Annotated in this window: 21 protein-coding genes and 1 pseudogene; 15 read left to right on the forward strand and 7 right to left on the reverse strand. The window is 52.6% G+C overall.

The window, feature by feature from the left end:
- Positions 1-4: 4 nt before the first annotated feature.
- The 14 genes from J3351_RS09815 to J3351_RS09880 all read left to right on the forward strand — a co-directional run bounded on the left by J3351_RS09815 (position 5) and on the right by J3351_RS09880 (position 16,444).
- Entirely contained in the window at positions 5-955 is a 951-nt protein-coding gene (locus J3351_RS09815; RefSeq protein ID WP_006773008.1) for a hypothetical protein, read from the forward strand.
- Positions 952-1,362 (forward strand): hypothetical protein, encoded by a 411-nt coding sequence (locus J3351_RS09820; RefSeq protein ID WP_097775145.1) that lies wholly within the window; start codon positions 952-954, stop codon positions 1,360-1,362. Before J3351_RS09815 ends, J3351_RS09820 begins: the two co-directional genes overlap by 4 nt.
- Positions 1,363-1,373: 11 nt before the next feature.
- Positions 1,374-2,351 (forward strand): hypothetical protein, encoded by a 978-nt coding sequence (locus J3351_RS09825; RefSeq protein ID WP_118553533.1) that lies wholly within the window; start codon positions 1,374-1,376, stop codon positions 2,349-2,351.
- 42 nt (positions 2,352-2,393) lie between these two features.
- Positions 2,394-9,086 (forward strand): DUF2185 domain-containing protein, encoded by a 6,693-nt coding sequence (locus J3351_RS09830; protein WP_207697632.1) that lies wholly within the window; start codon positions 2,394-2,396, stop codon positions 9,084-9,086.
- A 15-nt stretch (positions 9,087-9,101) separates the two neighbouring features.
- Positions 9,102-9,965, forward strand: coding sequence for a CbrC family protein (locus J3351_RS09835; protein WP_097775142.1), 864 nt, complete (start codon positions 9,102-9,104; stop codon positions 9,963-9,965).
- 9 nt (positions 9,966-9,974) lie between these two features.
- Positions 9,975-10,526 (forward strand): DUF4304 domain-containing protein, encoded by a 552-nt coding sequence (locus J3351_RS09840; RefSeq protein ID WP_207697633.1) that lies wholly within the window; start codon positions 9,975-9,977, stop codon positions 10,524-10,526.
- Between the two features lie 26 nt (positions 10,527-10,552).
- Positions 10,553-11,089 carry a hypothetical protein gene (locus J3351_RS09845; protein WP_006059612.1) on the forward strand — a complete coding sequence of 179 codons (537 nt, stop codon included), beginning with the start codon at positions 10,553-10,555 and terminating at the stop codon, positions 11,087-11,089.
- A gap of 11 nt (positions 11,090-11,100) precedes the next feature.
- Positions 11,101-11,460 (forward strand): hypothetical protein, encoded by a 360-nt coding sequence (locus J3351_RS09850; RefSeq protein ID WP_006059613.1) that lies wholly within the window; start codon positions 11,101-11,103, stop codon positions 11,458-11,460.
- A gap of 15 nt (positions 11,461-11,475) precedes the next feature.
- Entirely contained in the window at positions 11,476-12,120 is a 645-nt protein-coding gene (locus tag J3351_RS09855) for a DUF3885 domain-containing protein (protein WP_008723402.1), read from the forward strand.
- A gap of 27 nt (positions 12,121-12,147) precedes the next feature.
- The gene (locus J3351_RS09860; RefSeq protein WP_097775141.1) at positions 12,148-12,927 is read left to right on the forward strand and encodes a hypothetical protein; all 780 of its coding nucleotides are present in this window, start codon (positions 12,148-12,150) and stop codon (positions 12,925-12,927) included.
- Positions 12,928-12,953: 26 nt separating this feature from the next.
- Entirely contained in the window at positions 12,954-13,829 is an 876-nt protein-coding gene (locus J3351_RS09865) for a spondin (protein WP_097775140.1), read from the forward strand.
- On the forward strand, positions 13,826-14,704 hold the full coding sequence (locus J3351_RS09870) for a DUF4261 domain-containing protein (RefSeq protein WP_097775139.1): 879 nt from the start codon (positions 13,826-13,828) through the stop codon (positions 14,702-14,704). Before J3351_RS09865 ends, J3351_RS09870 begins: the two co-directional genes overlap by 4 nt.
- 169 nt (positions 14,705-14,873) lie before the next feature.
- Positions 14,874-15,836: a YafY family protein gene (locus tag J3351_RS09875; RefSeq protein ID WP_097775138.1), complete on the forward strand. Its 963-nt coding sequence runs from the start codon at positions 14,874-14,876 to the stop codon at positions 15,834-15,836.
- Between the two features lie 68 nt (positions 15,837-15,904).
- Complete coding sequence (locus J3351_RS09880) at positions 15,905-16,444, forward strand: hypothetical protein (RefSeq protein ID WP_097775137.1); 540 nt, start codon at positions 15,905-15,907, stop codon at positions 16,442-16,444.
- An 84-nt stretch (positions 16,445-16,528) separates the two neighbouring features.
- On the opposite strand, the gene J3351_RS14185 is transcribed toward J3351_RS09880, so the two are convergent.
- On the reverse strand, positions 16,529-16,711 hold the full coding sequence (locus J3351_RS14185; protein WP_242889553.1) for a DUF6061 family protein: 183 nt from the start codon (positions 16,709-16,711) through the stop codon (positions 16,529-16,531).
- A gap of 77 nt (positions 16,712-16,788) precedes the next feature.
- Positions 16,789-17,109: pseudogene (locus tag J3351_RS09885) on the reverse strand (toprim domain-containing protein); the annotation flags it as partial.
- A gap of 192 nt (positions 17,110-17,301) precedes the next feature.
- On the opposite strand from J3351_RS09885, the gene J3351_RS09890 reads away from it, so the two are divergent.
- Positions 17,302-18,234, forward strand: coding sequence for an Abi family protein (locus J3351_RS09890; RefSeq protein WP_207697635.1), 933 nt, complete (start codon positions 17,302-17,304; stop codon positions 18,232-18,234).
- A 31-nt stretch (positions 18,235-18,265) separates the two neighbouring features.
- On the opposite strand, the gene J3351_RS09895 is transcribed toward J3351_RS09890, so the two are convergent.
- The 5 genes from J3351_RS09895 to J3351_RS09915 are packed head-to-tail and all read right to left on the reverse strand — an operon-like array spanning position 18,266 to position 23,719.
- Positions 18,266-18,994: a DUF4366 domain-containing protein gene (locus tag J3351_RS09895; protein WP_207697636.1), complete on the reverse strand. Its 729-nt coding sequence runs from the start codon at positions 18,992-18,994 to the stop codon at positions 18,266-18,268.
- Positions 18,978-19,253 (reverse strand): DUF4315 family protein, encoded by a 276-nt coding sequence (locus tag J3351_RS09900; RefSeq protein ID WP_207697637.1) that lies wholly within the window; start codon positions 19,251-19,253, stop codon positions 18,978-18,980. The genes J3351_RS09895 and J3351_RS09900 overlap by 17 nt, the downstream gene beginning before the upstream one ends.
- Positions 19,254-19,265: 12 nt before the next feature.
- Positions 19,266-21,020 carry a C40 family peptidase gene (locus tag J3351_RS09905; protein ID WP_207697638.1) on the reverse strand — a complete coding sequence of 585 codons (1,755 nt, stop codon included), beginning with the start codon at positions 21,018-21,020 and terminating at the stop codon, positions 19,266-19,268.
- A complete protein-coding gene (locus J3351_RS09910) occupies positions 21,013-23,391 on the reverse strand; it encodes a VirB4-like conjugal transfer ATPase, CD1110 family (RefSeq protein ID WP_242699376.1) in 2,379 nt (792 codons plus the stop codon). Before J3351_RS09910 ends, J3351_RS09905 begins: the two co-directional genes overlap by 8 nt.
- The gene (locus tag J3351_RS09915) at positions 23,357-23,719 is read right to left on the reverse strand and encodes a PrgI family protein (protein ID WP_158403869.1); all 363 of its coding nucleotides are present in this window, start codon (positions 23,717-23,719) and stop codon (positions 23,357-23,359) included. Before J3351_RS09915 ends, J3351_RS09910 begins: the two co-directional genes overlap by 35 nt.
- Positions 23,720-23,733: the final 14 nt, after the last annotated feature.

Here is a 23,733-nt window from a genome sequence, read left to right on the forward strand (position 1 = left end):
CACTATGAACAAACCTATAAAAGCCAAAAATCTGCCGTTGTTCTCCATCATTGACCTGGACCAGCTGCGCCGGGAAAAACATCTGGAGGGCACAGAAGTGACAGACTTTTTCACGGCAAGGGATGGAAAAGTCTATCTTCTCATGGAACAGCCGTCCGAAACACAGGGTAAGGACTGGCTCAGCACTCCTTCCACCTATACCGCAGTGGAAATCCAGCTGGATTGGGCGGAACAGCGGGTGCTGGAAACGACGCTGTTTCCTCTTGGCCTCTTGAAGTTCCAGTTTCATTATTTGCGGCCCGCAGGTGATCACTTCCTCCTGCTGGGGGCAAGATGCGCCTATCGGGAAAACGGCCCCGACCAGAACGCCTGGATCGTCAGCCGGGACGGAGCTGTGCTGTCCCGTTTCTGCCTGGGGGATGGCATTCAAGACTGTGTGGTAAAAAAAGATGGCACCATCATTACCAGCTACTTTGACGAAGGTGTATTTGGTAATTACGGTTGGGATGAACCTCTGGGTGCTTGCGGCCTGATTGCATGGACATCGGAGGGAACTCCTCTCTGGAAGAATGAGAACTATTCCATCTATGACTGCTACGCCATCAGCCTGGACGAAGAAGAAAACCTGTGGTTTTATTATTACGATGAATTCCGGCTGGTGCGGACGAACTTCAAAGAGGACTTTGTATTTGAACTGCCAATCGAAGGAAGCGGAGCTTTTTCTGTTGCCCCGTCCGGCAATACCTTCCTGTTTCAAGGCGGATACCAGCAACGGGATAAATTCTACTTCCTTACCGCTCATGGTGATCACCTTGGGAAAAAACAGGAGGCTATTCCCACCTGTGACGGAAACAAGGTTGCTGTGGAGCAGTGCAGCCTGCTTCGCAGCCGGATGTTGTTCCTTGGAAAAGATGGTGTGCTCTATGGAGGTATTTGGGGGAGCGATGGCCAATGAAACAGTCTGATATTTATACCGAGGCTCTGACCTGTCTGCGCTCCATCCTTCTGGCAGACCATCCAGAGTTCCAAAACTGGATCGACTGGTTGGAGCGGGACATTCAGGACTGGAACCAGCGGCGGGAGGTTGCCCACCATCTTCGGGCATACGGAGGTATGGGCTCGTTCAACGACCTGCCCAGTATGCGTGGAAATCACGACTATATTTTCGACTTTCTCAAGTCCGTGTGCTATGCCTTCGGCCATCTTTATGGCAAACGGGAAGGCATTTCTCCGGAGGCATTGATGGAGGAGTGCCTGCACGATGTAGAGCAGGCAGCCTATCACCCCCATAAGCCACTGAACCAAGCCATTGCCCAGCACTTGATGCAGGGCGATTTACAGGAAAACCTGGATAGGCTGTAGGAGAACTTACTATGAACGAAAAACTGTCCCGTCCCCAATTCAATCAAATGGACACCACCGAGAAGCAGACACTGATGGAAAGCCTGGCTGCTCGTTATAATATGACCTTTCTTGATCTACATACTTTTGACCGCTGGGGCCAGAGCAGCACCACCGGCATATTCGAAAAAGATGGCCGGAAGTTTGTCTTTGTTCCCGGCGATACCGTCACCCTGGGCTGGGAGCAGTTTGCCGTGGGACTGAATCAGGAGAGCCGGGAGGAATTGGAGTATCTGTTCCGGGAATGGGAAATGGAACCGCAGAACCCGGAGGAGATGATCCGGGAAAGCATGGCTCCCGTTCGGCAGGCGGTCATTGGCCCCATGCTGGTGGGCCGGGAGCTGGAGGAACTGTGCTGGGAGCCGGTCAAGATGGACGATCCCAGGCTGACTGCCCACCCTGACTGGCTGAAGGAATTCCGTGATTTTGCTTGGAGTGACAGCAGCAGTCTTACCTTGCATCAGTCGGCCCGCATAGAACGGACAGAAGATGGATTTCAGACCTGGATTTATCACTGCACAGACTACGATGCGCTTCTTGCCGGGCTGGAAAAGCAGGGACTTTCGCTGCCCACAGCGGACGAGTGGGCCTACCTGTGCGGCGGCGGATGTCGGACCCTGTTCCCATGGGGAGATGGGTTAGACTACTCCATGCGTCTGCGCTGGTTTGAGGACATGGATGAGGATGAGAACCGACCCTATGATATGGAGGAACCCAACTTCTTCGGCCTGTCCATCGCCTACGATCCCTATATGCGGGAAGTGGTGCAGGCTGATAGACTTACCACCTGCGGCGGTGACGGCGGGTGCAATATCTGCGGCGGGCTGGGCCCATTTCTCGGTTTCCTACCCTGTTCGCCCCACTGTAAGCCGGAAGTGCAGGAGGACAAGGAACTAAACGGAGATTATGACTTCTACCGGCCCATTATCCGGGTGGAGAACCATGATTGACAATAGAAGCTTGATACGAAATAAAGAAAGAGAGGTGCCGACATGGGAGCATGGGGCATAAAAGCATTAGAGCGTGACGAAGGGCTGGATGTACTGGACATCCTCAAAAATGAATATGTACCGGAGCATCCGGTAATGGATCTGGGCGAGATGATCGAACTGATGAAAGAGGAAGTCATGCTGGGATCTGACTTCTCACAAATCGACTTCCTCTTTGACAATACTGCGATGGCTCTGGCGGAGCTGTATTTCCAATGGAAGGATAACAGCAAACTGGACTACGATCATGAAGAAGCTATATGGGATAAAGTCACCGGTTTCACAGCATCCAAAGAAGCCCTTGCTTTCCTGCTGCGGCAGCTCACCGACATCAAAAACGAGGTGCCGGACGAGGACGGCATCCGTGAGATTGTGGATCTTTGGAAGAACGAGGACAGCGGTGAGATCGCTCCTGCGTGGTTGGAACACTTGAATCAGCTCATTGATCGACTGGATTCAGAACAGGAGGCACGACAAATGTATATCAAAAAATACTGGGGCAACTTTATTGGCGGTTCCGATGACAGTCTGAACCTTGTGGCATTTTTGGAAGACCAGAAGAAAGAGGAGATCCCCCTCAGCGAGATATTTGCCAAGATTGGGCTGGACAAACAAAACTGGGACTTCCGCCAGACCGTGGAGTATCTGGAGTTTACACACTCCGATGGCGTGGAGATGGACTTCCACTTCGCCATTGATGTGGTCACTGATCTGGCCGCCATCCTGCTGGAGTGCAGCGTCAGCGGCAGTGTAAACCTTCAGGATCTGGACGAGTACAACACCCCTGCCCGCCGCATTCGCATCACCGCCACGCCAGAGGAACACGACGCCATGAACAAGTCCCTGGCGGATTTTGCCCAGAATCCGCTGGAATATGACCTCAGTGAGATGATGGACAACGAGGAGATCCAGGAGATGGCTCGGGATGTGGAGGCGCTGCGGAAGGAACTGTACGAGGCCGCTGGCCGCAACCGGGACTACCATGTGAAAGCGGAGGATGTGAAATCTCTGCTCCCTGACTGGAAGGGTGCCGATGGCTGCATCGCCACCAACCGCATCACAGTAGAGGGCCGCAAGGTGGGCTACTGCTACAGGGAGGAGCCGGACGGCGGCTGGGACAGCGGCTGGCGCTTTACCGCCGGTGATGAGAGCGACGAGTACATGGACGACCCTAACAACGCCGGGATCTACAAGCTGAACACGATCTGCAATGACGATCCCGACATCATCCCTTTGCTGAACACCCCCGCTCCCTGCGCCTTTGAGCGGGATGAAAATGGCGTGTTCCAGCAGATCAAAGACTGGAAACCAGATGAGGACGAGGAGGACCCTGATATGGATATTTTGAAGCAGTGCCAGAAGTGGCATGAGGAGGACAAACACCAGAAAATCGTTGACGCACTGGAGGCAATCTCTGCCGAGGAGCGTACCCCGGAAATGGATATGGAGCTGGCCCGCGCCTACAACAATCTGGCGGACTCCAGCGAGCCGGAGGGAAGGAAGCTGCTTCACCAGGCACTGGAACTGATGCAGTCCCATGAGGAGGAACTGGGAGATACTTATTCCTGGAATTTCCGTATGGGGTATGCCTATTATTATCTGGATCAGGAGGGCCGCGCTCTGCGGCATTTTGAAAAAGCTCTGGAACTGCATCCCGGTGATGATCCTAAGCTCAACACCCGACAGGACATGGAGGAACTAATTGACTCGTGCAAAAAGGGTATTTCTCTGCCGCAGTTCTGGGAGTGCTTCCGGGAACGGACAGAGAACTGGTGGGAAACCTTTGCCGAGATGGAAGCAGAGCTGCGCCAGATGATGGACGAGGACAAAGATCACACCCGCGGTGCGGAGATCGTGGCCCAAATGGAGGAAACCCTGAATTTGGTTTTTGACGAGATTTCCTTCGAGATGGGCTTCAACGGCGAGAAGTACGAGCTGATCCTCACTCCGGAGGGTGACAAGGTCAAGCTGTTTGAGCTGGTCTACTTCCAGAAGCACGCTCCCAAGGAGGTGCTGGAGCACTGGAACATCCTGGTGGGCCGTCAACCTTTTCAAAACATCGGTCTGCGAACCAATGATGGCTGGGAGATTTCCGGGGATGATGTGCAGATCTGGCTGGAGGAGCAGGGTGAAAACAGCTTCGCCATCTCCGCCTACTGTGAAAAGCTGCTGCCTATGCTCCGGGAGGAGGAAGGCCGGGCCTGGTGGATGCTCACCACCTTCACCGACCAAGTGCTGGGCGAGATCCCCCACATGAGATACATAGACAGCTTTGATGTGCTGGAGGAACCCAAGGCAGAGCCGTCCTTCCTCCTGTCCCAGCTGCCCGACAAACTGCGGGAGCAGGGCCTGGAGCTCTCCACCGACCCGGAAGCCTATCTGGAGAGCTACCTTGGTTACAAAATGGAACCCAAACAGGACCCGGACGCCGATTGGCGGCTGGATGTAATGGCCGGTTCCACCTGCTGTGTGCCGCTCATCAACGGCTATCTGAATGCCGACAATGATTTTATGGACGATCTCCATGCCGACGGCGCGGTGGCGGGCTTCTTCTGCTATCCCCTGGATACCCTGCGGGAGGAGGAAGGCAGTCAGAAAATTTTCGACTTCCGGGACAAACTGGAGGAAGTGCTCACCGGCGGGGATGGTTCGGAAGTGCTCACTCTCACCGGCGGGGCTACCGGCCTCTACTGTGGCTATGTGGACTTCATCGCCTGGGACATCCAAGAGGCGCTGAACATGGCGAAAGAGTTCTTTGAAGGCACGGACATCCCATGGGCCATCTTCCACACCTTCCGCCGTGAAGCCGGTTCTGTACCCCTAAAGCAACAAGATGATGGGACAGAAACTGAGAATCAGGATGACGAGTTGGACGAAACGCTGACGGGCATGGACTATATTCCTTACACCCAACAGAACGCCGAAGCATTCTTCGCTCAGCTGGAGCAGTGGAACGACGAGGATGAGTACACCCGCTGTATCCAGGCACTGAATGCCATCCCGGAGAACTGGAGGAACTACCGCACCGCCTACGCCCTGGCCCGTGCACTGGAGAACTACGCCATCATCGGGGACCATGACGAAGGTACTTTGAAATCCAAGGGAGACAAAGCCCTTCTGAGGGCCATTGAGGTGCTGGAGTCCGTCCGGGAGGAAGGCCAGAACAAGGCCCAGTGGAATATGCGGATGGCCTATGGCTATCAGTATCTCTACGGCCAGGAGGAAAAGGCCATTCCCTACGCCGAGCGGTGGGCGGAGCTGGACCCGGAGGATGAAAATGCTCCGGCGGTAATTCGGGAGTGTAAGGCGGAGATCCGGAAACGCCAGCGCAGCCGGAAGAAGAAGGCCAAATTCGTGCCCGGTGATACCCCATTTGAGGGCTTCGACCTCACCAACTTCTGGGATGATAATTGGTATGCACTGAAAGAATATGTCAGTGATCCGCCTTCCGATGAGCTGATTGCCAGCGTGGAGGAGGAACTGGGCTACAAGCTGCCCGCCGCCTACATCTGGCTGATGAAGCAGCACAACGGCGGCATTCCGGTGAACACCTGCTATCCCTGCGATGAGCCTACCTGTTGGTCAGATGATCATGTGGCCATCACCGGCATTTTCGGAATCGGACGGGAAAAGAGCTGCTCCCTCTGTGGAGAGCTGGGCAGCCAGTTTATGATCGATGAGTGGGAGTATCCTGCCATCGGTGTGGCCATCTGCGACTGTCCAAGCGCCGGACACGATATGATTTTCCTGGACTACCGGGCTTGCGGTCCCCAGGGAGAGCCTGCGGTAGTCCATGTGGATCAGGAAAATGACTATAAAATTACCCATCTGGCAGATAGCTTTGAGGAATTTATCCGCGGACTGGAGCATGAATCCCTCTATGATCCGGATGAAGATGCAGAGGGTCTTGAGGATGACGCCGACGAGGAGGAAACCGACCATAAGGGTTCCTTTGCCGGATCTGTGCTCCTCTCCAAAGCAGAGTGGGACAAGGAGCAGTTGATTCGAGATCTGCGGGAAGAATGGGGTATCGTAGATGAGGAGCCGGATGAGGGCGACGAAGATGTTGAGAACAGCGATGACGCTGTGGTAATGCGGGTCGGCAATATGATGCTGATCGTGACACTATTCCACGGTCACATCCCGGACAATGAAGCAGAGATCAACGCCGAAAACAACTATATGTGGCCAGAGGCCGTAGAGGTGGCCAAAGCGCACAAGGCCCATATCATGGTGGCTGTGTTGGGCGAGGAGGAAAAACTGCTGGAACGAGGTAAGCTGTTCACCAAGGCGATGGCAGTGTGCTGCAAGCAGAAATATGCCACCGGTGTCTACACCAGCGGCGTGGTATTTGAGCCTCGTTTCTATGAGGGCCTTGCCGATATGCTCAAAGAGGACGAACTGCCCATCTTCAACTGGGTTTGGTTCGGCCTGTACCGGAGCGAGGGGGGCCTAAACGGCTACACCTACGGCATGGATGTGTTTGGCAAGGAGGAAATGGAGGTGTTGAACACCGACGCTGAGCCGGAGGAACTGCGGGACTTTTTGGCCAGCCTTGCCTCCTATGTGCTGGCGTGTGATGTGACGCTGCAAGACGGCGAGACCATCGGTTTTTCTGCGGACGATAAGCACACCATCACCCGCAGCCCCGGCATCTCTCTGCCAGAGGAACAGATGACCCTGAAGATCGGTTACGAGCCTATAAAGGGAGATCCGGAGGATGACAGCTGCGACCACTCAGACAATGATGACACACAGGATGAGGAAGAATTCAGTAATCCCGAAGTCTACACAGAGGAGGAGATGGAGGCCGTCGAGGGTCACATTGAGCAGTATTTCGGTAAGGTCGAGAATGTGTTCCACGAGTTGGTCTCCCCGGACATCCATGTGGACATCTGCATCGTGCCGCCCACTGAGGAGCGGGACTATTATACCCTGGTCACCATGGGTATGGGTGCTCACCGGATGAATGTGCCGGAAGAACTGGCGGAATACAAGCTGGAGCGGGCGGAGCTGGCTATCGCGCTGCCTGCGGACTGGAAGTTGGTTCAGGAATCTATGCAGGATGAGCGGTGGTACTGGCCTATCCGTCTGCTGAAAGTTTTAGCTCGTCTGCCCATTGCCAGCGACACTTGGCTGGGCTTTGGACATACCATGGATAACAAGGAGAACTTTGCGGAAAATACGAAGCTGTGTGCCGCCATTCTCACCGGCCCCCAAAGTACAGAGGAGGGCGGCGAGGTCTGCACTCTGCCGGGCGGCGAGGAGGTCAACTTCTATCAGGTCATTCCGCTTTATGAGGACGAGTTGGACTATAAACTGGAACATGATGCAGACGCTCTGCTGGACAAGATGGCGGGGATCAGCTTTGTGGTGAACCCCACCCGCCAGGATGCAATCACCCGTGGCACCCTTTCCAATGATGATTTTGACGGTGAGATGGACGATGCTTCCTATCATATCGAGAGCATTGAGGAGAAGGAACTGCCTATTGACCCCATCAATGCTTATAACCACATGGCCATCTACCTGCGCTGGTGTATGGAGCACGACCTGATGGGCGAGGACTTCTTGAAAGAATACAGCGAAGTGACCAAACAGGTCAAAGCTGATCCTGCCAATGTGGATCTGAGGGAGTTTATCCGGGATGAGCTGGACGGCTGTCTGTTCTCTGTGCTGTTCAATCAGCAAGGCCGTGCCTTTGCAGGCTATTACTACGGAGAGGGCGACAGCCCCTACTATCCTGCCGACATTGATGACTATGCCCTGAAATATTTTGGTCCGTCCCGATACCACTCCAATGAATTTCAACAGGAGGCATACTTATTCATCCCATTTGATGAGAAATACTATCAGACCATGGCTCAAGTGATTGAGGAACGCTTTGAAAACTGGCAGGGACAGGACTTCGACGAGGATACGCTGGAGCCTTCCGAGGTTGCTCAGGCCATCATGGAGTATCTGGACTGCGAGTGTACCTATTTCCCATCCATGGCAGATGATGACCCCATCATGTCGGCATACAGCTACGCCCAGCGGCTGGGGGTACGGGAGGGCTTTGTTCCCGTACTTATCCAGGCGGATGATGAAACGCTGTTGGAATGTCTGGTAATGAACGCCGACTCGGAGCATGATGCGGACTGCTATAAATTTGACCTCAAAACGGTAGAGGAGTACCGGAAGAAGATGCTCTCCGCTCCTGTTAAGGACGGAAAGGCGATTTTGGAGGAATTGACCGGCCAGCGCAAGGAAGAAGCCGAGGACGATGATCTGGACTGGGAGGAGGAAGTCCTGGGCGAGATGGAGGGCGGAGAACCCAACGACCGCTTCGCAAACTATTGGAACGATGATACCGGAATGACATATCCGCTCATTCTGGCTAAAATTCCGGTAAAGAACCCCTGGGAGATCTTCGCCTATCTGCCCTTTGGAAATTGGAATGAGTGTCCCGACACACCGGACCTGATGGCAGTGGCGAAATACTGGTTCGAGCAACATGGTGCCATCCCTGCCGCCATGAGCCACGATGAATTGGAGTTTGAACTTCCAACTCCGATCTCCAAGGAAAGAGCTATGGAGGTGGCTGTGGAGCAATATGGTTTCTGCCCAGATCTGGATCAGAATGAGGATGGAAGCATTGGCTCCTTGGCAGATGTCCTGTGGCAGTCCACTGTCTGGTATTTCTGGTGGGATTGATGGGAGGTGCGACCAATGACAGAATATCAGAAAACCTATATCGAACTAAAAAAACAGTTTGTTGCGACCAATGAAGGTCCAGACAATGTCCGCGCTCTATATACCTTCAAGGAAGAACTTGAGCAGAGTGAGGATCAGCAGGCCAAGGAAGTGCTGGTGGATATGTATGATCTACTGGACTTCAAGAAGGATGCCTATGAACTGCTCTGCCAAATCGGAAATCGTTCCGATAAAAAGACCCTCAAGCGGCTGGGCACGCTGAAGGACTATGCGGAAAACTGGGGCAATCATTATGCTCTCCCCAAGCCCAAAACGCCGGAGGAAAAGCAGAAAGAAAAGGAACGGCAGGCCCAGCTGGGCCTGCCTGCCTTCCGGTATCACCCAAACCCTCTGGAAACTGGGGCTTTTGAGGAATCCGCAGACGGCGTTGTCTGCGACTGCTGCGGCAAGACGACCCATATTTTCTATACAGGCCCCTTTTACGCTGTGGAGGATATTGAGTATCTGTGCCCGGAGTGTATCTCCAGTGGCGAAGCAGCCCGGAAATATGACGGCTGCTTCCAGGACGATTGCTCTCTGGATAATGGTGTAGACGATCCAGAGAAGCTGGACGAGCTCATCCACCGAACTCCCGGCTACTCCGGTTGGCAGCAGGAATACTGGCGCGCCCACTGTGGCGACTACTGCGCCTACCTGGGCCATGTGGGTGCCAGAGAACTGCGGGCGCTGGGTGTGCTCGAGGAAGTGTTGGACGATCCCATGTGGGATGACGAACAGAAGAAAATGATTCAGGAATCCGTCAATGGCGGGCATCTGCAATGCTATCTGTTCCAGTGCCTCCACTGCGGAAAACACCTGGTCTGGATGGATTTTGATTGAGGTGGCAACATGGAGAAGAAGGATTTTCCCAAGGGAACCAAGCCCCGTGAGATCTTCGTCTATACCTGTGAGCGGATCGCGGAGCCTTTGAACCCGCTGGGCTACAAATACCGCAAGAGCAAAAATGACATCTACAAAAAAGACGGCATCTTTGTGTTCTCCTTTTACTTTTCCCCCTCCATCCGCTTTGGCTCCACCACTTTTACTGCCTTCTTCGATGTGAGTTCCCCGGTGATTGCCCAGTGGCGCAGTGAGCAGGAAGGGACGGAGGAAACCTATGATGGTATCGTGGGTACCTCCATCGCCCGGCCGACCCACCGGTATGATGACTTCCCCCGCTATGAGGTATCTACTCTGCTGGAGCGGGAACGCTCTATCCAGGAAATTTCCGGGCAGATCCAGGACTATGCACTACCATTCTTTGCCCGGTTTTCCAATCTGCCCAAGCTGCTGGACGATGTGGAACAGGAGGGGTTCTTCCCCCATCGGAAGGGGTTCGATGTCCCTAAGCGGAATCGGGAGTTCATCGAATGCTTCCGGGAGTATCTCCAAAAGCAGTAGGAATCAGCAGAAAGGAAACAACACCTATGTCAAACAGTAGAGTATCCACTTGGAGTGGAATCCGGAACAAATTGGAGAATGACTACCTGTGCCCGGCACTCCGGGGCCACATCCAGTATTTTGCCACCAGTTACAGCAAAAGCGCCGACCATGAGGGCCGGGCCGCCATTCGTGTGGACGGCGTGGAAGTGCTGCGGAGCAACTACTACACCTATTTTGAAAATGTGTGGACGAAATTTCATCACTTGCGCTCCACCACGCTGAAAGATCACGACTCCGCAAAAGAGGCCATCAATCAGGCTCATGCCTATGCGCTGGAGCAGGGCACCTTTGACCAAAAGGTGTTCTATGAGGCGTTTGGGATCTTTGACAACCAGAGCATCGAGAAAAGCCTTGTCAGCGAGAATCCCCTTGTCCGTATCTTTGCCCTTCTGGATCGCAGGCTTGGCAAGCGCCGCCTGCTGGCTTTGGAGGACTCCATGGAGCAGGAACTGGACTGGGTGCGGGCTTTCTATGTGATCCGGTTGCAGGCCGAAGGGCTGATGGAAGCGAATAACATTTAGGAGGAACCACCATGTCACAGATCGCGTCCTTTTATCTGATAAAAAATAACCAGCGGCAGGAGTTGTCCGACGGTGACTGCTCCGGCGCGGTCTATATGGCCATCTGGGACTGGTGTGAGAGCGAACTGGATCTGGATGTCCGTTTTCCTGCTCCCCAGACGGAAGACACCCTGGACTGCGCTCTGCTGGAGGGAGAGCTGGCGTCTCAACTGCTGGCAGCTCTGCGGGAGCAGGATCTCCCGGAGCTGGCCGCTGAAATTGCCCCGGACTGGGATCTGCCCACCGAGGCGGTGCAAAGCGGGCTTAATACGCTGCGCTCCCATCTGGAACTGGTGCAGGGCGATGCTGCTCTGCTGTATGAAATGACATGAGAACGGAGGGATACCATGCTGGCAAAGCGGTTTGAACACATTTTACATGATCTGGGCATGGCTGGGCTGGAACACCCTCTGTTCTACCATGCACCGGTGGGCATTCGTTTTAAGATCGGCGGGGAGGAACCAATCTATCTGGATAGGCGTGCGGCGAAGCTGAAAACCAACCCCGCTTATGTTCAGGGGGCGCTGGACCGAGCCGCCGCGATCTATCGGGCACTTCCGGCGGTGCCGGACCTTCTGCGGATCGACGGGTATCCCGATGAAGAACCCGCCGAGTCCCTGCTGACCGTTATCCGGCAGCGAGTGGGCCTCCCAGTTCCCGATGAACAACTTTCGGCCACAGAGCAGGATGAAGATGGGGATACCCATGCACAAGTGCAGTTTTACTGGGATCTCAGCAAGATCAGCTTTCAACCAGAGCTGCTTCTTCGGGAAATCATTCTGGGGGACATCGGCGGCTGGAACGGCTTTGTGTCCAGCGTCTATCTGGCTGGGCCGGGGCCGTTCCTCTACCATTTGTACGATGACCGTGGGCTGGATGTGCTGGGCGGCTCACAGAAGCTGCTATTGCCTCTCTATCATCAATTTCATGACTGGATTTTGGAATACGATCTGGAGAAGATTGACCAGATGTTCGCTCCAGCAAAAGAATGACTGCATAACAGAAAAGGAGACATTGCTATGGGACTTGACATCTACGCCGGGACGCTGACCCGGTACTATTCTCACAACTGGAAAACTGTTGTGCAGCAGTGGGCGGAGGAAAACGGATACTCTTTCAACCGCATCACCCCGGACGGGGAACCTGCTGATAACGAGGAAGAAATGTCCCCGGCTGAGGTCCAGGCGGCGGTGGAGAACTGGCGGGATCAGATCTTGAGCGCCATTTCTCAGCCGGGCCAGCCCCCCTACGCTCCCTGGCTTGAAGATAATGAGAAACCTTATTACACCGACAAGCCGGATTGGGATGCCTTCGGCGCTATGCTGCTGGTGGCCGCCTGTCGTACATACGAGGAACCGGTGCCTTCCACCGTGGAGAAGGACTGGATCTTCGGGGAGCATCCTCTGGTCGCCCGCCTTGCATCAGATGAGGAGCGGGTGTGGTCCCTGTTTCGTGGGGCTACCTGGTGGCTCCCTCTTTCTGACAGCTTTCTGTTCCAAGGGTCCTTGCCTACCGATGACACCGCCGCTATCGCCACCTTGGGCGGACTGCGGAAGGAGCTGGAAAAGCTGAACCAGCTGGCGTGGCAGGCCGATGAGGACACCGTCCTTGGCTGGGCAGGCACCGAGGGATACCCGGTAGACGGAACCGTAGACGCAGATGGACAGTACAGCAAGGCAGACATCCCAGAACACACCCAGTATGACACTCAATCCCTGGCCAAGTTTGCCTTCTCCATGTTCTGGCGGGCCATGCGGTTTGCCGAGGAGCAGCAGGTGCCTATTCTGCTGGATTATTAAAGAGGATTCGTCAGGAGGTGGAGACCGTGGAGCAAAAACGCCCGGCAGATATATTTCAGGAGCTTCTGGACTACCTGTGGAACGGCTTGGGCCTGGAGGAAAAGGGCTGGAAGCGGCTGAAAAAAGGCGACTTCAAAAAGAAAATGAAAAACGGGCTGACCTATCAGATATGGTTTGACCGGAGGCGCTACAACTACATAGACTACGAAATCGGCCATGGAAATGTGGAGGTGGGCTTCACCTGTATCATAAAGCAGGGAGATGACCGGCTCTACTCTTTCAAAATAGAACCGACAACAGGCGGTTCATTCTTTCGGATGCTGACAGAGGATCTGCGGCTGAACACCGGGCTGCTGGACACCTTTCTGCCCCTGATCAAAGCCCACTACCTTGACTTTATCGACCGCTTTGAGGCGGACCCAGCAGAGGCATTACATCCGGTCTGCGCCCCCTTTATCCAGCCAGAGGATTACAGCTGGTGCATCCATGTGGATGAGCAGATGGTGGAACAGTACGGAACGGCGGAGCAGATGGAGGAGTACCGCCGTCAGGCAGAATTGCGCGGAACGCCGGAGTGCAAGGCAAAGAACTGGATGGGTTCGATGTTGTTCCACCTCTCCCACGCCAATGATGTGGATCACGCCTGGGCCTCAAGCCGCACCAAAGAGGAACTGGACCAGGTGGTGGAACCCTTTGTGCAGGCCAAGCGGCAGACAGGACAGTGGACACAGGAGGATGAGGCGGGCTATCAGCTCTACCGGCAGGAAACAGATCCGAAGAAGCGCACCTTTCGGGTATGGTATCTCATCGCCAACCCCCGCGGCCTGCCGAAAGAGTTTGTCCAGAAAGAGCTGGAGTTTCGGTGGAAACTGTTCCCAGAAAAGAAGGAGGAAACCAAATGAGCAATAAAGCTTTCCAGCAAAATCTGGACGACAAAAAAGGCCCCCAGCCCGGAGGTCCCTATCTCATTCAGATGCTGTTCAAAGAGCCGGTAGAAATGCCGGATAAAGAAAAAATGACTGCCATAATGGAGAAGCACATCGGATCAACAGAGTGCTTCTGTTATGATAAGAAAATGGCCGGCTTTGCCGCCCTGGATCATGTCGCGGAATTTCAGGACGGCAAGTGCCCGGTACAGCTGATGGTGATGAAATGCGACAAGTTCAAGGGCAAAGGCTTTGATACCTTTCTGATGAGCCAGATGTGGGACTGCCAGGAGGACCGTGACCGGATCTTCCGGGAGTGCAAATATCAGGTGGTGGCCACCGATATGCTGACTGCGGCGCTTCCAGCGCTGGAGCGTGCCAACCTGGATGCCGACTTTCTGGAGGCTCTGGCAGAGCTGTACCCCACCTGTGAGGCGTTCTATTTCCAGAACTGCGGCAAGCTGTTTCTGGCAGAGGATGTGCGCTCCCATCAGATTGAGGGGCCGGATCGGTTCATCCGCTTTGGCGTCAATGTCCGTTTCTTCAACATCGAGGGCACGGAGGATATGCTCATCGACACGGTGGGCATGAGCACCCTGTTTTTGCCGGATCTCCAGTACCACTTCCACGGCATGGACCCCAACTGGGTGGTAAACCACGCCTATAATGCAGCGTCCTATATTCTGGAGCATGATAACCCCATTGAGGATGGGGAAACCATAGACGGCGTGGCGGATGGCCAGATGTGCCGGGAGATCCAGTGGAAGTGCCAATATGAAGATGCCTTGATCCAGCCGCCCAGAGGGGTGCTGGACATCAACATGGGAAACTATGCTTCGGGAGGACGCTGAATGAATGGCGTTGTGCTCCTGGTAGGCGGACTTCTGCTTGTGGCGGTGATCAAGCTGATTATAGATCGAAATTGGATCGGCCTGCTTCTCTGTGCTGTCGCCCTGCTTCTGGTCTTTGGGGCTGGACACCATACAAAATAGGCCATTTTAAGAATCGAGGAGGTGAAGTATGCAGAATTCAACAAATATGCGGATACTGGAATTACTCCGGTTTCTCTATGAGCGGACCGATGAAAACCATCCCGCCACAGTATCTGACATCATTGCCCATCTGAATGGAAAAGGAATTCAGGCAGTGCGGCAGACTGTTTACGCAGATACCAATGCGCTGATCGATGCGGGGATTGATATTGTGGTGGTTAAGAGTACCCAAAACCAATATTTTATGGGAAACCGCCTGTTTGAGTATCCAGAACTGAAAATGCTGACAGACGCAGTAGCATCCTCGAAGATCATTTCTGCCAAGAAGTCTGAGGAGCTGGTGCAGAAATTATGCCGTCTGACCAGTCTACATCAGGCAAAGCAGCTTCAAAAATTTGCTGCTTTATCCAGCCGTGTCAAACCGCATAATGAAAAGGTTTACTACATCATTGACAATATCCAAACAGCGATTGGAAACCATCAGCAAATTCGGTTCCAATACTATGAATATACTCAAGAAAAAAAGAAAATCTTAAAGCATGATGGATATTATTATGTCGTAAATCCTTATGCGCTTGAATGGAAAAATGACCATTACTATTTGATTGGATTTTCTCTGAAGCATCAGAAAATTGCTCACTTCCGTGTAGATCGTCTAACAAGCATAGAAAATCTTGAAACTTGCTTTATGCCGATAGAGGGATTTGATGTAGCCTCCTATACAAATAAAATGGTTGATATGTTTACATCGGAGTCATCGAAGGAAGTAACCCTTCTATGTGAAAACGAATTGATGAGAGTAATCATAGATCATTATGGAGAAGATGCTGCTGTTGATAGGTATGATGATACACACTTCACAGCCAAAATTGAAGTGAACCCCAGTGGAACTTTTTATGGCTGGATATTCAAATTCAAAGGGAAAATAAAAATTCTCTCTCCCAAAGAGTGCATTACGGAAATGCAGCAAATCGCTCAGGAATTTATATAGCGCAAAAGAGGTGTTATTGATTTTTAACACCTCTTTTCAAATGAAATTTTTATCCTTGAAGTGAACAGATGTTCGATATACAATATAAGCAAGATATTGGAATTGGACAATTAAAATTAGGCATGACATCAGATGAGCTAGAAAATGCTCTTCTACAAATGAAGAAACAGTGGTCGAATTCTTCTGATGAAGCAATGCAAATGGAATGTTGTGCGGAAACCGATGATCCTAATTTGATAACCGGACGATATATGGATAATGATTTGTTCTTTCTTGTGCAGTATCGGAACGGAAAAGCTACTGAAATCGGCATCCAGCGAGATTTGTCTAAGGTGGCATCAATAAAATTGTTCGGGATGGATATGTTTAATACAACCGCCGAGTGTATTATTGATAGCTTAATGAAAAAGGACAACGTTATTTGCAACGAAAAGGACTTGCAACTGGGAACGGAATATATTTTTCCCGAAATTGGAGTCCGACTCTGGAGAGAGCGAGCATTTCATCCCAAACTGTTGAAAGACCCGCTATACATGGAAGAAATGCAAGCGGTATTAGAAGACGAATATCAGTATCAGTATTTTCAGATGATTACTATAATAGGCTAAACTGCTAACTAAGCAACAGCCCTCTATTTGCAACGACTGCAAGTAGAGGGCTGTTTTGTCTGCTTTGGATATTTTAATTAAAGGTTAGTCTTCCATTCTACCGTGGTCACAACCAAGTGAGAGATAGTGCTCAATCTCACCAATCAGCACAAGCTGGGCGTACTCCAAAGGATTATTATACAGCAGCGCATCCAGTTTTGCCCGCTGTGTGGGGCATGGCAGTACTTGCTCATCAAAGATCAACGCGGTCGTCCACTGTATTTCAATACAGAAGCAGACGACCGCATTGACTTTTTTACGAGATGAGGTCTCTTTTTTCTCTCTTAAGTCGCCTAACCGCACTACCCTGCATCGGTCGCACAGATGAGGCTTTCAACATCCTTACGGTGCATGAGCTTTTTGAGGATGCCGAACTGTTTCTTGGTGGAATCGGATACGAGGTACTGCCATTTTTCCGGCAGGATGGGTAGGTCGGCTACGCTCCATTTGACGTACTTTTCGTCGTAGACATTGGGAGGAGCCAGCTCTACCAGATGGCCGACGCACCAACTGACGAGGTAGCCACTGCCCTCCAGATAACCGTCGCTCCGGTTTGTCGCACCAAGGACTTTGGCGTAAGCCTGTGCGACGGAGGGCTTTTCGGTGATTACTAAACGGTAGGACAATAAACATCAACTCCTGACTTTTTGAATATAATTGTAACTTTATCGATTACCAGTTGACTTTTGGGCAAATCAAGCATATACTATATGCAGTGATCGTGCTGTGGATACTTGCGAGGCCCACAGCCTAGAAGGAGGTTCCTAGCAATAGGAGCCTCCTTTTTTTGCAGAGTACAGATTATGTGAGGATAAAAAATGCCGAAGCCGTTTTTAACATATGAGCAGCAACTTGTGAAATTACGAGATGAAAAGTGTATCGTAATTGAGAATGAATCAATGACCCTTAGCAAATTGCAGCAGGTCGGATATTATTCTCTTGTCAGCGGGTACAAACATCTGTTTCGGATTCCGGCACAGAAGACATATAAAGGTGGCACGACTTTTAGAGAAATCGTGGCACTATATGAATTTGATGAGTCACTGCGAGAGTTGTTCCTTCATTATCTGCTGCATATTGAGCGTCACATCCGTTCGCTGCTCTCATATTACTTTACCGAGAAGTATGGTGAATCCCAGAGTGCCTATCTGACAAAGACCAACTACAACTATGCTCGAAAACACCAGCAAGGAATCGATAGATTAGTAAATGATCTGCAAAAGCTGACACAGACCACGCAGCACTCCTACATAGCATACCAGCGTAATACTTATCATAATGTCCCTCTGTGGGTTCTGGTAAACGCTTTGACATTTGGAACACTCTCTAAAATGTACTTTTTCTTCCAGTCTGATTTGCAAAGTAAGGTGAGCAAAAACTTTCCTCATGTGAACGAGAAACAATTAGGTCAGTTTCTTTCTGTGATGACGAAATTTCGGAATGTCTGCGCTCATAATGAACGACTTTTTTCTTATCGCTCTAAGGACGCTATACCTGATACCGTACTTCATGCAAAGTTGAAAATCACAAAGGAACAGAGCCTATATCAGCATGGTAAGAACGATTTGTTTGCAGTTGTGATAGCATTTCGTTACTTACTGCCCAAGGAAGAATTCCTTGTTTTCAAGCGTGCTCTTGCTGCCGAAATCGACGGGTTTTTGAATTCTACTTCGCACGTTTCAGAGGAAGAATTGCTCGGAGCAATGGGTTTTCCTGAAAACTGGAAGAAAATCACGCTTTATCGAATTTGACGGTGTAAGACGTCAACTACTGCCTACAAAATCATTCGTCCGGCGTGTCCTCTGCGGCATCCTCGTCCGAATCATCCTCCACAGGAATCTCGAAATCGCCCTTGTCCTCGGTGTAATCTGCATCGGGGTCAAGGGCTTCTTTTTCGGCCTGCTTTTTCTGTTTCTGCTTCATAAAGGCGTAGATGCCGCCGCCCGCAGCCAGTCCGACCAGAGCCAGCACACCTAAGAATGTAGCAGCATACTTCGTGACTTTATTTTCCTTCGGCTGCTCGGCACCAGATGCTGCGGCTTCTTCGGCCTTTCTGGCTTCTTCCTCCGCCTGCTTGCGTTCCAGCTCGGCCTGCGCCGCAGCTTCCTTTTCAGCAGTGTAGGCTTCGGCATCCTCATCGTCCATCAGGGAGAGCAGGTCAGACTCGTCCACCAGATTCATAAAGTGGACGGTATTCTCACCCTTGCTGTTCCGGTCGATGACCAGATAGAACGTGTTGCCCGACTTGCTGACCAGCGTGATAAACTGCTGGCCGGAGCCATCGGAGTAGGATGTATGGTAGTCATCTACCAGCGTCAGATTGCCCTCCGGCGTCAGCGCGCCGGAGTCCTCGTCCGTGACCGTGACGGCATCTTCTTCGTCCGTGCTGGCCGTCAGGACGGGCGGCTCCACTTCTTCGGTATCGCCGCCATAGGCGAAAGCAGGTGCGGCCATACCGACGCACAGAACAGCGGACAGCAGCAGAGTGCAGACCTTACTCATCATCTTCATCGTTGGAATCCTCCTTATTATTAAAGGTAGCACCGACCGCAGACAGCGCAGCCGGAGTCGGGGTGGTGGTGGCGGACTGGCGCAGCAAAGCGGCAAGCTGTTCCGGGGTGACACGCGCACTGCGCACCATCTCGTTGACCTCGGCAGCTTCCGCTTCCTGAATCCGCCGCTCCAGACTTTCGATGCGGTTGTTGATTTTGATGCGCCGCTCTTTCTCTTTTTCCAGAGAAGCGCGCAGCTTATCGAGTCTTTCGCCCATACTTTCCTCCAATCATTTTGAAAGCCGGCCAAAGCCAGCTAGATATTTTTGCCAGTAGCTTGAATGGATGTTGGCGTATTTGATGGGGTCGCCAGCGGACACCATCATGCCGTTTCCGAGGTAGATGCCGCAATGGCTCATTCCGGGGGTGTCATAAGTGCCGGAGAAAAACACCAAGTCTCCGGGCTTGGCTTCGGCTTCGCTGATGTGCTGGCACTTGTTCCACAGGCCATTGGCGGTGGTGCGTCCGACGTCATAACCAGCCTGATTGTAGACCCAGCAGACATAGCCGGAGCAGTCGAAACCGGTTTCCGGAGTAGAACCACCCCAGACGTAAGGTGTACCGACGTACTTTTGCGCCTCCTTATAGATTTTGGAAAATTCCTCGTCGGTCAACGCCTCTGCCGAGATGGTGTAGTCAATACCAGCTTCGCCGGAGCCATCCGAGCCACCGGGCGGTAGTCCGCCGTTGAACAGGTATGGCCGACCACCCAATGTATCTTGAAAAATTTGATACCGCTGCCACTGATCGTCGGTTAGCTCTTCCCGGATGACCACCTCCAAGCCTTTGTTTTCGAGCTGAGTATGGAAAATTTTGTACTCATACGGCACCTGCACGGTGTAGGGCATCAGCGTGAGCGGGTCTATCATGACGACTGTTTTGTAGCGGGTCTGCACCTCCACCCATGTGGTCAGCTTATATTGCTTGGCAAAAATCTCTTTAAGTTTTGCTTGTACCTCACTGCGGGTGTAGTCGTCGTACAGCGTACTCAGAAACGAGGTGAGCTGCCACGGGTCGTGGGTGATCTCGTCCAGATGATACTGATACTCGTCATAGCCGGGGTGGTCTTGCGGGGTTCGCTTGATTTTTTTCTCCAACTCCTTTTCCAGATTCTTATAGTCCTGTTCTGCACCGCGAATGTCGCGGTCTTCCGCTGTGTAGATGGTCTGGCCGCTGACCTGCGTGGTGCCGCTGAACAGGATGGAGCAGGACGAGAAAGCCGACATGACCAGCATCAAGAGCAAAAGAAAAACGCCCACGACTACAAGTGCGTGCGCGTTGCCTTTTGCAAAATTTGCAATGCCGTTGACGGCGGTGCTGACCACCGATTTGCCCCTGTCGATGGCCTGCTCCATACCGGACTTTACAGTAGATGTGTCGCTGGATACCGCTTTCTGCCCGCTCGCAGTCTGGGCCGCTGTGCTACCAGAATGAGCCGCAGCATAATAGTGCTTCTGAACGTCGCGCTTCTGCCTCCATCGGGAAAACCAGTTGGAGCCACCCTCACTGCTGGCTGCTCTGCCAGAGCTCTCGGCTGTTTCAGACTTGTTCAGTCCGAATGCAGCGGATTTTGCGGCAGGAGCTTTCTTTCCATGCAGCTTGGCTTTTTTCTTGAGCTTCCGGGAATAGCGGGGTCTGGAAAAGCCATGAATGGCTTCTTCGGATTTCATTCCTTCGTTGAGAGCCTGCGTGCCTACATTGTCGTCTTCGCACTGGTCAACCTCCCGATGCACCGCAGACCGGGCGGCAGCGGCGGCATACATGGCACGTTTCTGCTGTTTGGTCATACGGGATGCTTCATCCGGGGTGATGTCCGCCTTTCCAAAACGCAGGTGCTGTGCCTTTTCCGCAGCCTTATCAGTATCCAGCTTGAGCTTTTGCTTTTGGGGCTGCGACTGCTCTACCTTGGATTTTTTCGGCGGGGAGCGTATGGCTGTGCGCTCCTTGTCCTCATCAAGTTTCAGCTTCGACTGCTTTTCACTCATGCTTTTCCGCCTCCGTTACCTCGGAAAGTTTGGTGGTCATAATTTTGTACAGCTCAAGGTCATGCGGGAAGTGGTCCACAAACGGCAAAATGGTATTGCCATAGAACAGCAGGCCCTCGCCGGAACCACTGTGCGTGACGTAGGAGAGCTGGTGGGGCGAGATGTTCAACTGCTTGGCGAGGATCTGCCGGTCGCCGTTGGCCTGATTGAGCATATACACAAAGTCACTGTTCTCGAAAATGTTCGAGACTTCAGGACTTGCAAGCAGGTCTTCTACGTTTTGCGTAATCGCTGTGGGCAGTCCGCCCCATTTACGGAATCTCTTCCAAATTTCTATACTGTAGGCTGCGGTTTGTTCTTCTTTCAGAAGAAGGTGAAATTCGTCGATATAGTATCGCGTGGACTTTCCGGCATCACGGTTGGCGGTCACACGTCCCCACACAGCGTCCTGCACGATGAGCATACCCAACTTTTTGAGCTGCTTGCCGAGCTGCTTGATGTCGAAGCAGACGATGCGGTTGTGGATGTCCACATTGGTACGGTGATTGAAGATGTTTAGCGAACCTTTGACGTAGATTTCCAGAGCGGCGGCCACATGGTGGGCCTCCGGCTCTTCCTGCGTCAGCAGGGCATTGTAGAGGTCTTCCAGCAACGGCATATTTTCGGGAATGGGGTGCTCAAAATATCTGCGGTAGATGGTGTGGACGCAGCGGTCGATGACCGTCTTTTCTACAGGCTGCAAGCCCTCCTTGCCACCCACCACCAGTTCACAGAGAGAAAGCACAAAGTCGGCTTTCAATGCCAGCGGATTGTCCTCCTCGCTGTAATTGCTGTTGATGTCCAGCGGGTTGATGTACTGGGTGCTGGCAGGGCTGATATGGATGACCTGTCCGTGCAGACGCTCCACCAGCGGAGCGTATTCGGCTTCCGGGTCTGCGATAATAATATCATCGTCTGTCACGAGGAACGCATTGCAGATCTCGCGTTTTGCTGCAAAGCTTTTGCCTGAGCCGGGAGTGCCGAGAATCAGGCCGTTGGGATTCTTCAACTTTTTTCTATCCACCATGATCAGATTGTTCGATAACGCATTCAGGCCGTAGTACAGAGATTCCTTGTCACCATCGAAAAGCTCCTGCGTGGTGAACGGCACAAAGATGGCTGTGCTGCTGGTGGTCAGGCCGCGCTGGATCTCGATTTGGCAGTCGGCCAGCGGCAGGCTGGACATAAGCCCCTGCTCCTGCTGGAAGTCAAGGCGGCACAGCTCACAGTTATGCTTTTGGGCGATACTGACCGCTTGAAACACGTTGTTTTCCAACTCCTGCTCGGTGCGCCCAGTGTTCAACACCAAAAAGGTAACGAGAAACATACGCTCATTCTGGCTTTGCAGCTCCTTCAAAAGAGCCTTTGCATCTCGCCCATAGGTTGCCAAATCTGACGGCAGAATGTCCATATCGTACCCGGCGCGGACTGCTTTTTTCTGCTCCTCGATCTTTGATTTATCGAGTTCGGTGATCGTATGCTTGATGGTTTTGATGGCCTTGTTCTGGTCAACGCTCTGAATGTGCATGGTGACGATCTGGCTGGAATCCATGTCCAGAAAATCTTTCAGCAGCTGGTCACTCAGGTCGGAGGCGGTGATGGACAGGAAACTGACCGCCCCGAAGATGCCGCCCATCTGGAAGGTGCGGCTGTTCTTAAAGGCCAGCGCCGTCGGTGCGATGGTGTCCTTTACGGACAGGCCGCTTTTCACGAGGTCTTTCCAGTCGAAGTGAAACTTCGAGGAACCATCCATGTTCAGCATCCCGTGCATGAGCCGCAGGCGCTCCTTGCCGTCCAGCGGCTTTGCCTGCACACCGAGCCGGTGAAAGTTGTTCATCAGGTCGTTCTGGATGTGCTCCAGCCGGGGCTTGATCTGCGCCATGCTTTCGCCCTCAATGCCATAAGTCAGGAATTTTGCTTTGGTGAGGCCGTTGTTGCCTTTGGAAAGCTGCTGCCGAAGCATCTGGCTGTACTCAGCGCGCACATCATCGAAACCGTCCTGCTGGTACGGAATACGGATGGATTTCTCGAAATCCTCCGAGTCGGTGGCCGTGTTCACGAAAGACAGCTCAAAGTGGATGGAGCTGTCAAAAAAGTTGAGGAAAGAGCACCATTCTTCAAAGATGGCAGTCTTGTCCTCCTGCTGAGCCAACTGGTAATTGATGTCCTGATAAGCAATCGTCCGGGTATAATAGCCGGAACGGACCCGGCAGGTTCCATCCTCGAACATCCTCTGCATCGGGATGGACTGCTGCGCCGTGTGAGGAACGGCAGGCTTGGGCGGCTTTTTGCCGTCCTTATTCTTTTTCGGGAACAGTTTCACGGACTTCATCTCCCTTCATAAGCAGTGCGTAGTAATTGTGGGTCTGGTACGGACGTACTTTCGGGCGCAGGAAGCGCGCCCGGATGTAGTACATCAGGAGCTTTTCGGCGGGCTGGCCGTTTTTCTGGTACATGGCCAAGAAAAACATCGGGAGCATCACCGCCATCATGCCGAGCGTTGCGCCGGAATTTCCTGCGGTATCCCGCAGGACGAAAAACAGCGGCACACCTACGGTTGCCGCTGCGCCGAAACAGATAAGCTGCCGTGCGGTCAGATTGAAAGCCACCTTGGATTTGACTTTCGTGAGGTCGCGCGGCACGGAAATATATGCAGCCAAATTTTCACCCCCTA

It is taken from the genome of Faecalibacterium sp. Marseille-Q0746 (assembly GCF_017377595.1).
Taxonomy (GTDB): domain Bacteria; phylum Bacillota; class Clostridia; order Oscillospirales; family Ruminococcaceae; genus Faecalibacterium; species Faecalibacterium duncaniae.

Coding starts and splice junctions, on each gene's coding strand:
- J3351_RS09875 (WP_097775138.1), top strand. CDS start 14,874: ATGCAGAATTCAACAAATATGCGGATACTGGAATTACTCCGGTTTCTC.
- J3351_RS09895 (WP_207697636.1), bottom strand. CDS start 18,994: ATGAAGATGATGAGTAAGGTCTGCACTCTGCTGCTGTCCGCTGTTCTG.
- J3351_RS09825 (WP_118553533.1), top strand. CDS start 1,374: ATGAACGAAAAACTGTCCCGTCCCCAATTCAATCAAATGGACACCACC.
- J3351_RS09840 (WP_207697633.1), top strand. CDS start 9,975: ATGGAGAAGAAGGATTTTCCCAAGGGAACCAAGCCCCGTGAGATCTTC.
- J3351_RS09910 (WP_242699376.1), bottom strand. CDS start 23,391: ATGAAGTCCGTGAAACTGTTCCCGAAAAAGAATAAGGACGGCAAAAAG.
- J3351_RS09815 (WP_006773008.1), top strand. CDS start 5: ATGAACAAACCTATAAAAGCCAAAAATCTGCCGTTGTTCTCCATCATT.
- J3351_RS09830 (WP_207697632.1), top strand. CDS start 2,394: ATGGGAGCATGGGGCATAAAAGCATTAGAGCGTGACGAAGGGCTGGAT.
- J3351_RS09845 (WP_006059612.1), top strand. CDS start 10,553: ATGTCAAACAGTAGAGTATCCACTTGGAGTGGAATCCGGAACAAATTG.
- J3351_RS09900 (WP_207697637.1), bottom strand. CDS start 19,253: ATGGGCGAAAGACTCGATAAGCTGCGCGCTTCTCTGGAAAAAGAGAAA.
- J3351_RS09880 (WP_097775137.1), top strand. CDS start 15,905: ATGTTCGATATACAATATAAGCAAGATATTGGAATTGGACAATTAAAA.
- J3351_RS09850 (WP_006059613.1), top strand. CDS start 11,101: ATGTCACAGATCGCGTCCTTTTATCTGATAAAAAATAACCAGCGGCAG.
- J3351_RS09860 (WP_097775141.1), top strand. CDS start 12,148: ATGGGACTTGACATCTACGCCGGGACGCTGACCCGGTACTATTCTCAC.
- J3351_RS09820 (WP_097775145.1), top strand. CDS start 952: ATGAAACAGTCTGATATTTATACCGAGGCTCTGACCTGTCTGCGCTCC.
- J3351_RS09905 (WP_207697638.1), bottom strand. CDS start 21,020: ATGAGTGAAAAGCAGTCGAAGCTGAAACTTGATGAGGACAAGGAGCGC.
- J3351_RS09855 (WP_008723402.1), top strand. CDS start 11,476: ATGCTGGCAAAGCGGTTTGAACACATTTTACATGATCTGGGCATGGCT.
- J3351_RS09835 (WP_097775142.1), top strand. CDS start 9,102: ATGACAGAATATCAGAAAACCTATATCGAACTAAAAAAACAGTTTGTT.
- J3351_RS09870 (WP_097775139.1), top strand. CDS start 13,826: ATGAGCAATAAAGCTTTCCAGCAAAATCTGGACGACAAAAAAGGCCCC.
- J3351_RS09890 (WP_207697635.1), top strand. CDS start 17,302: ATGCCGAAGCCGTTTTTAACATATGAGCAGCAACTTGTGAAATTACGA.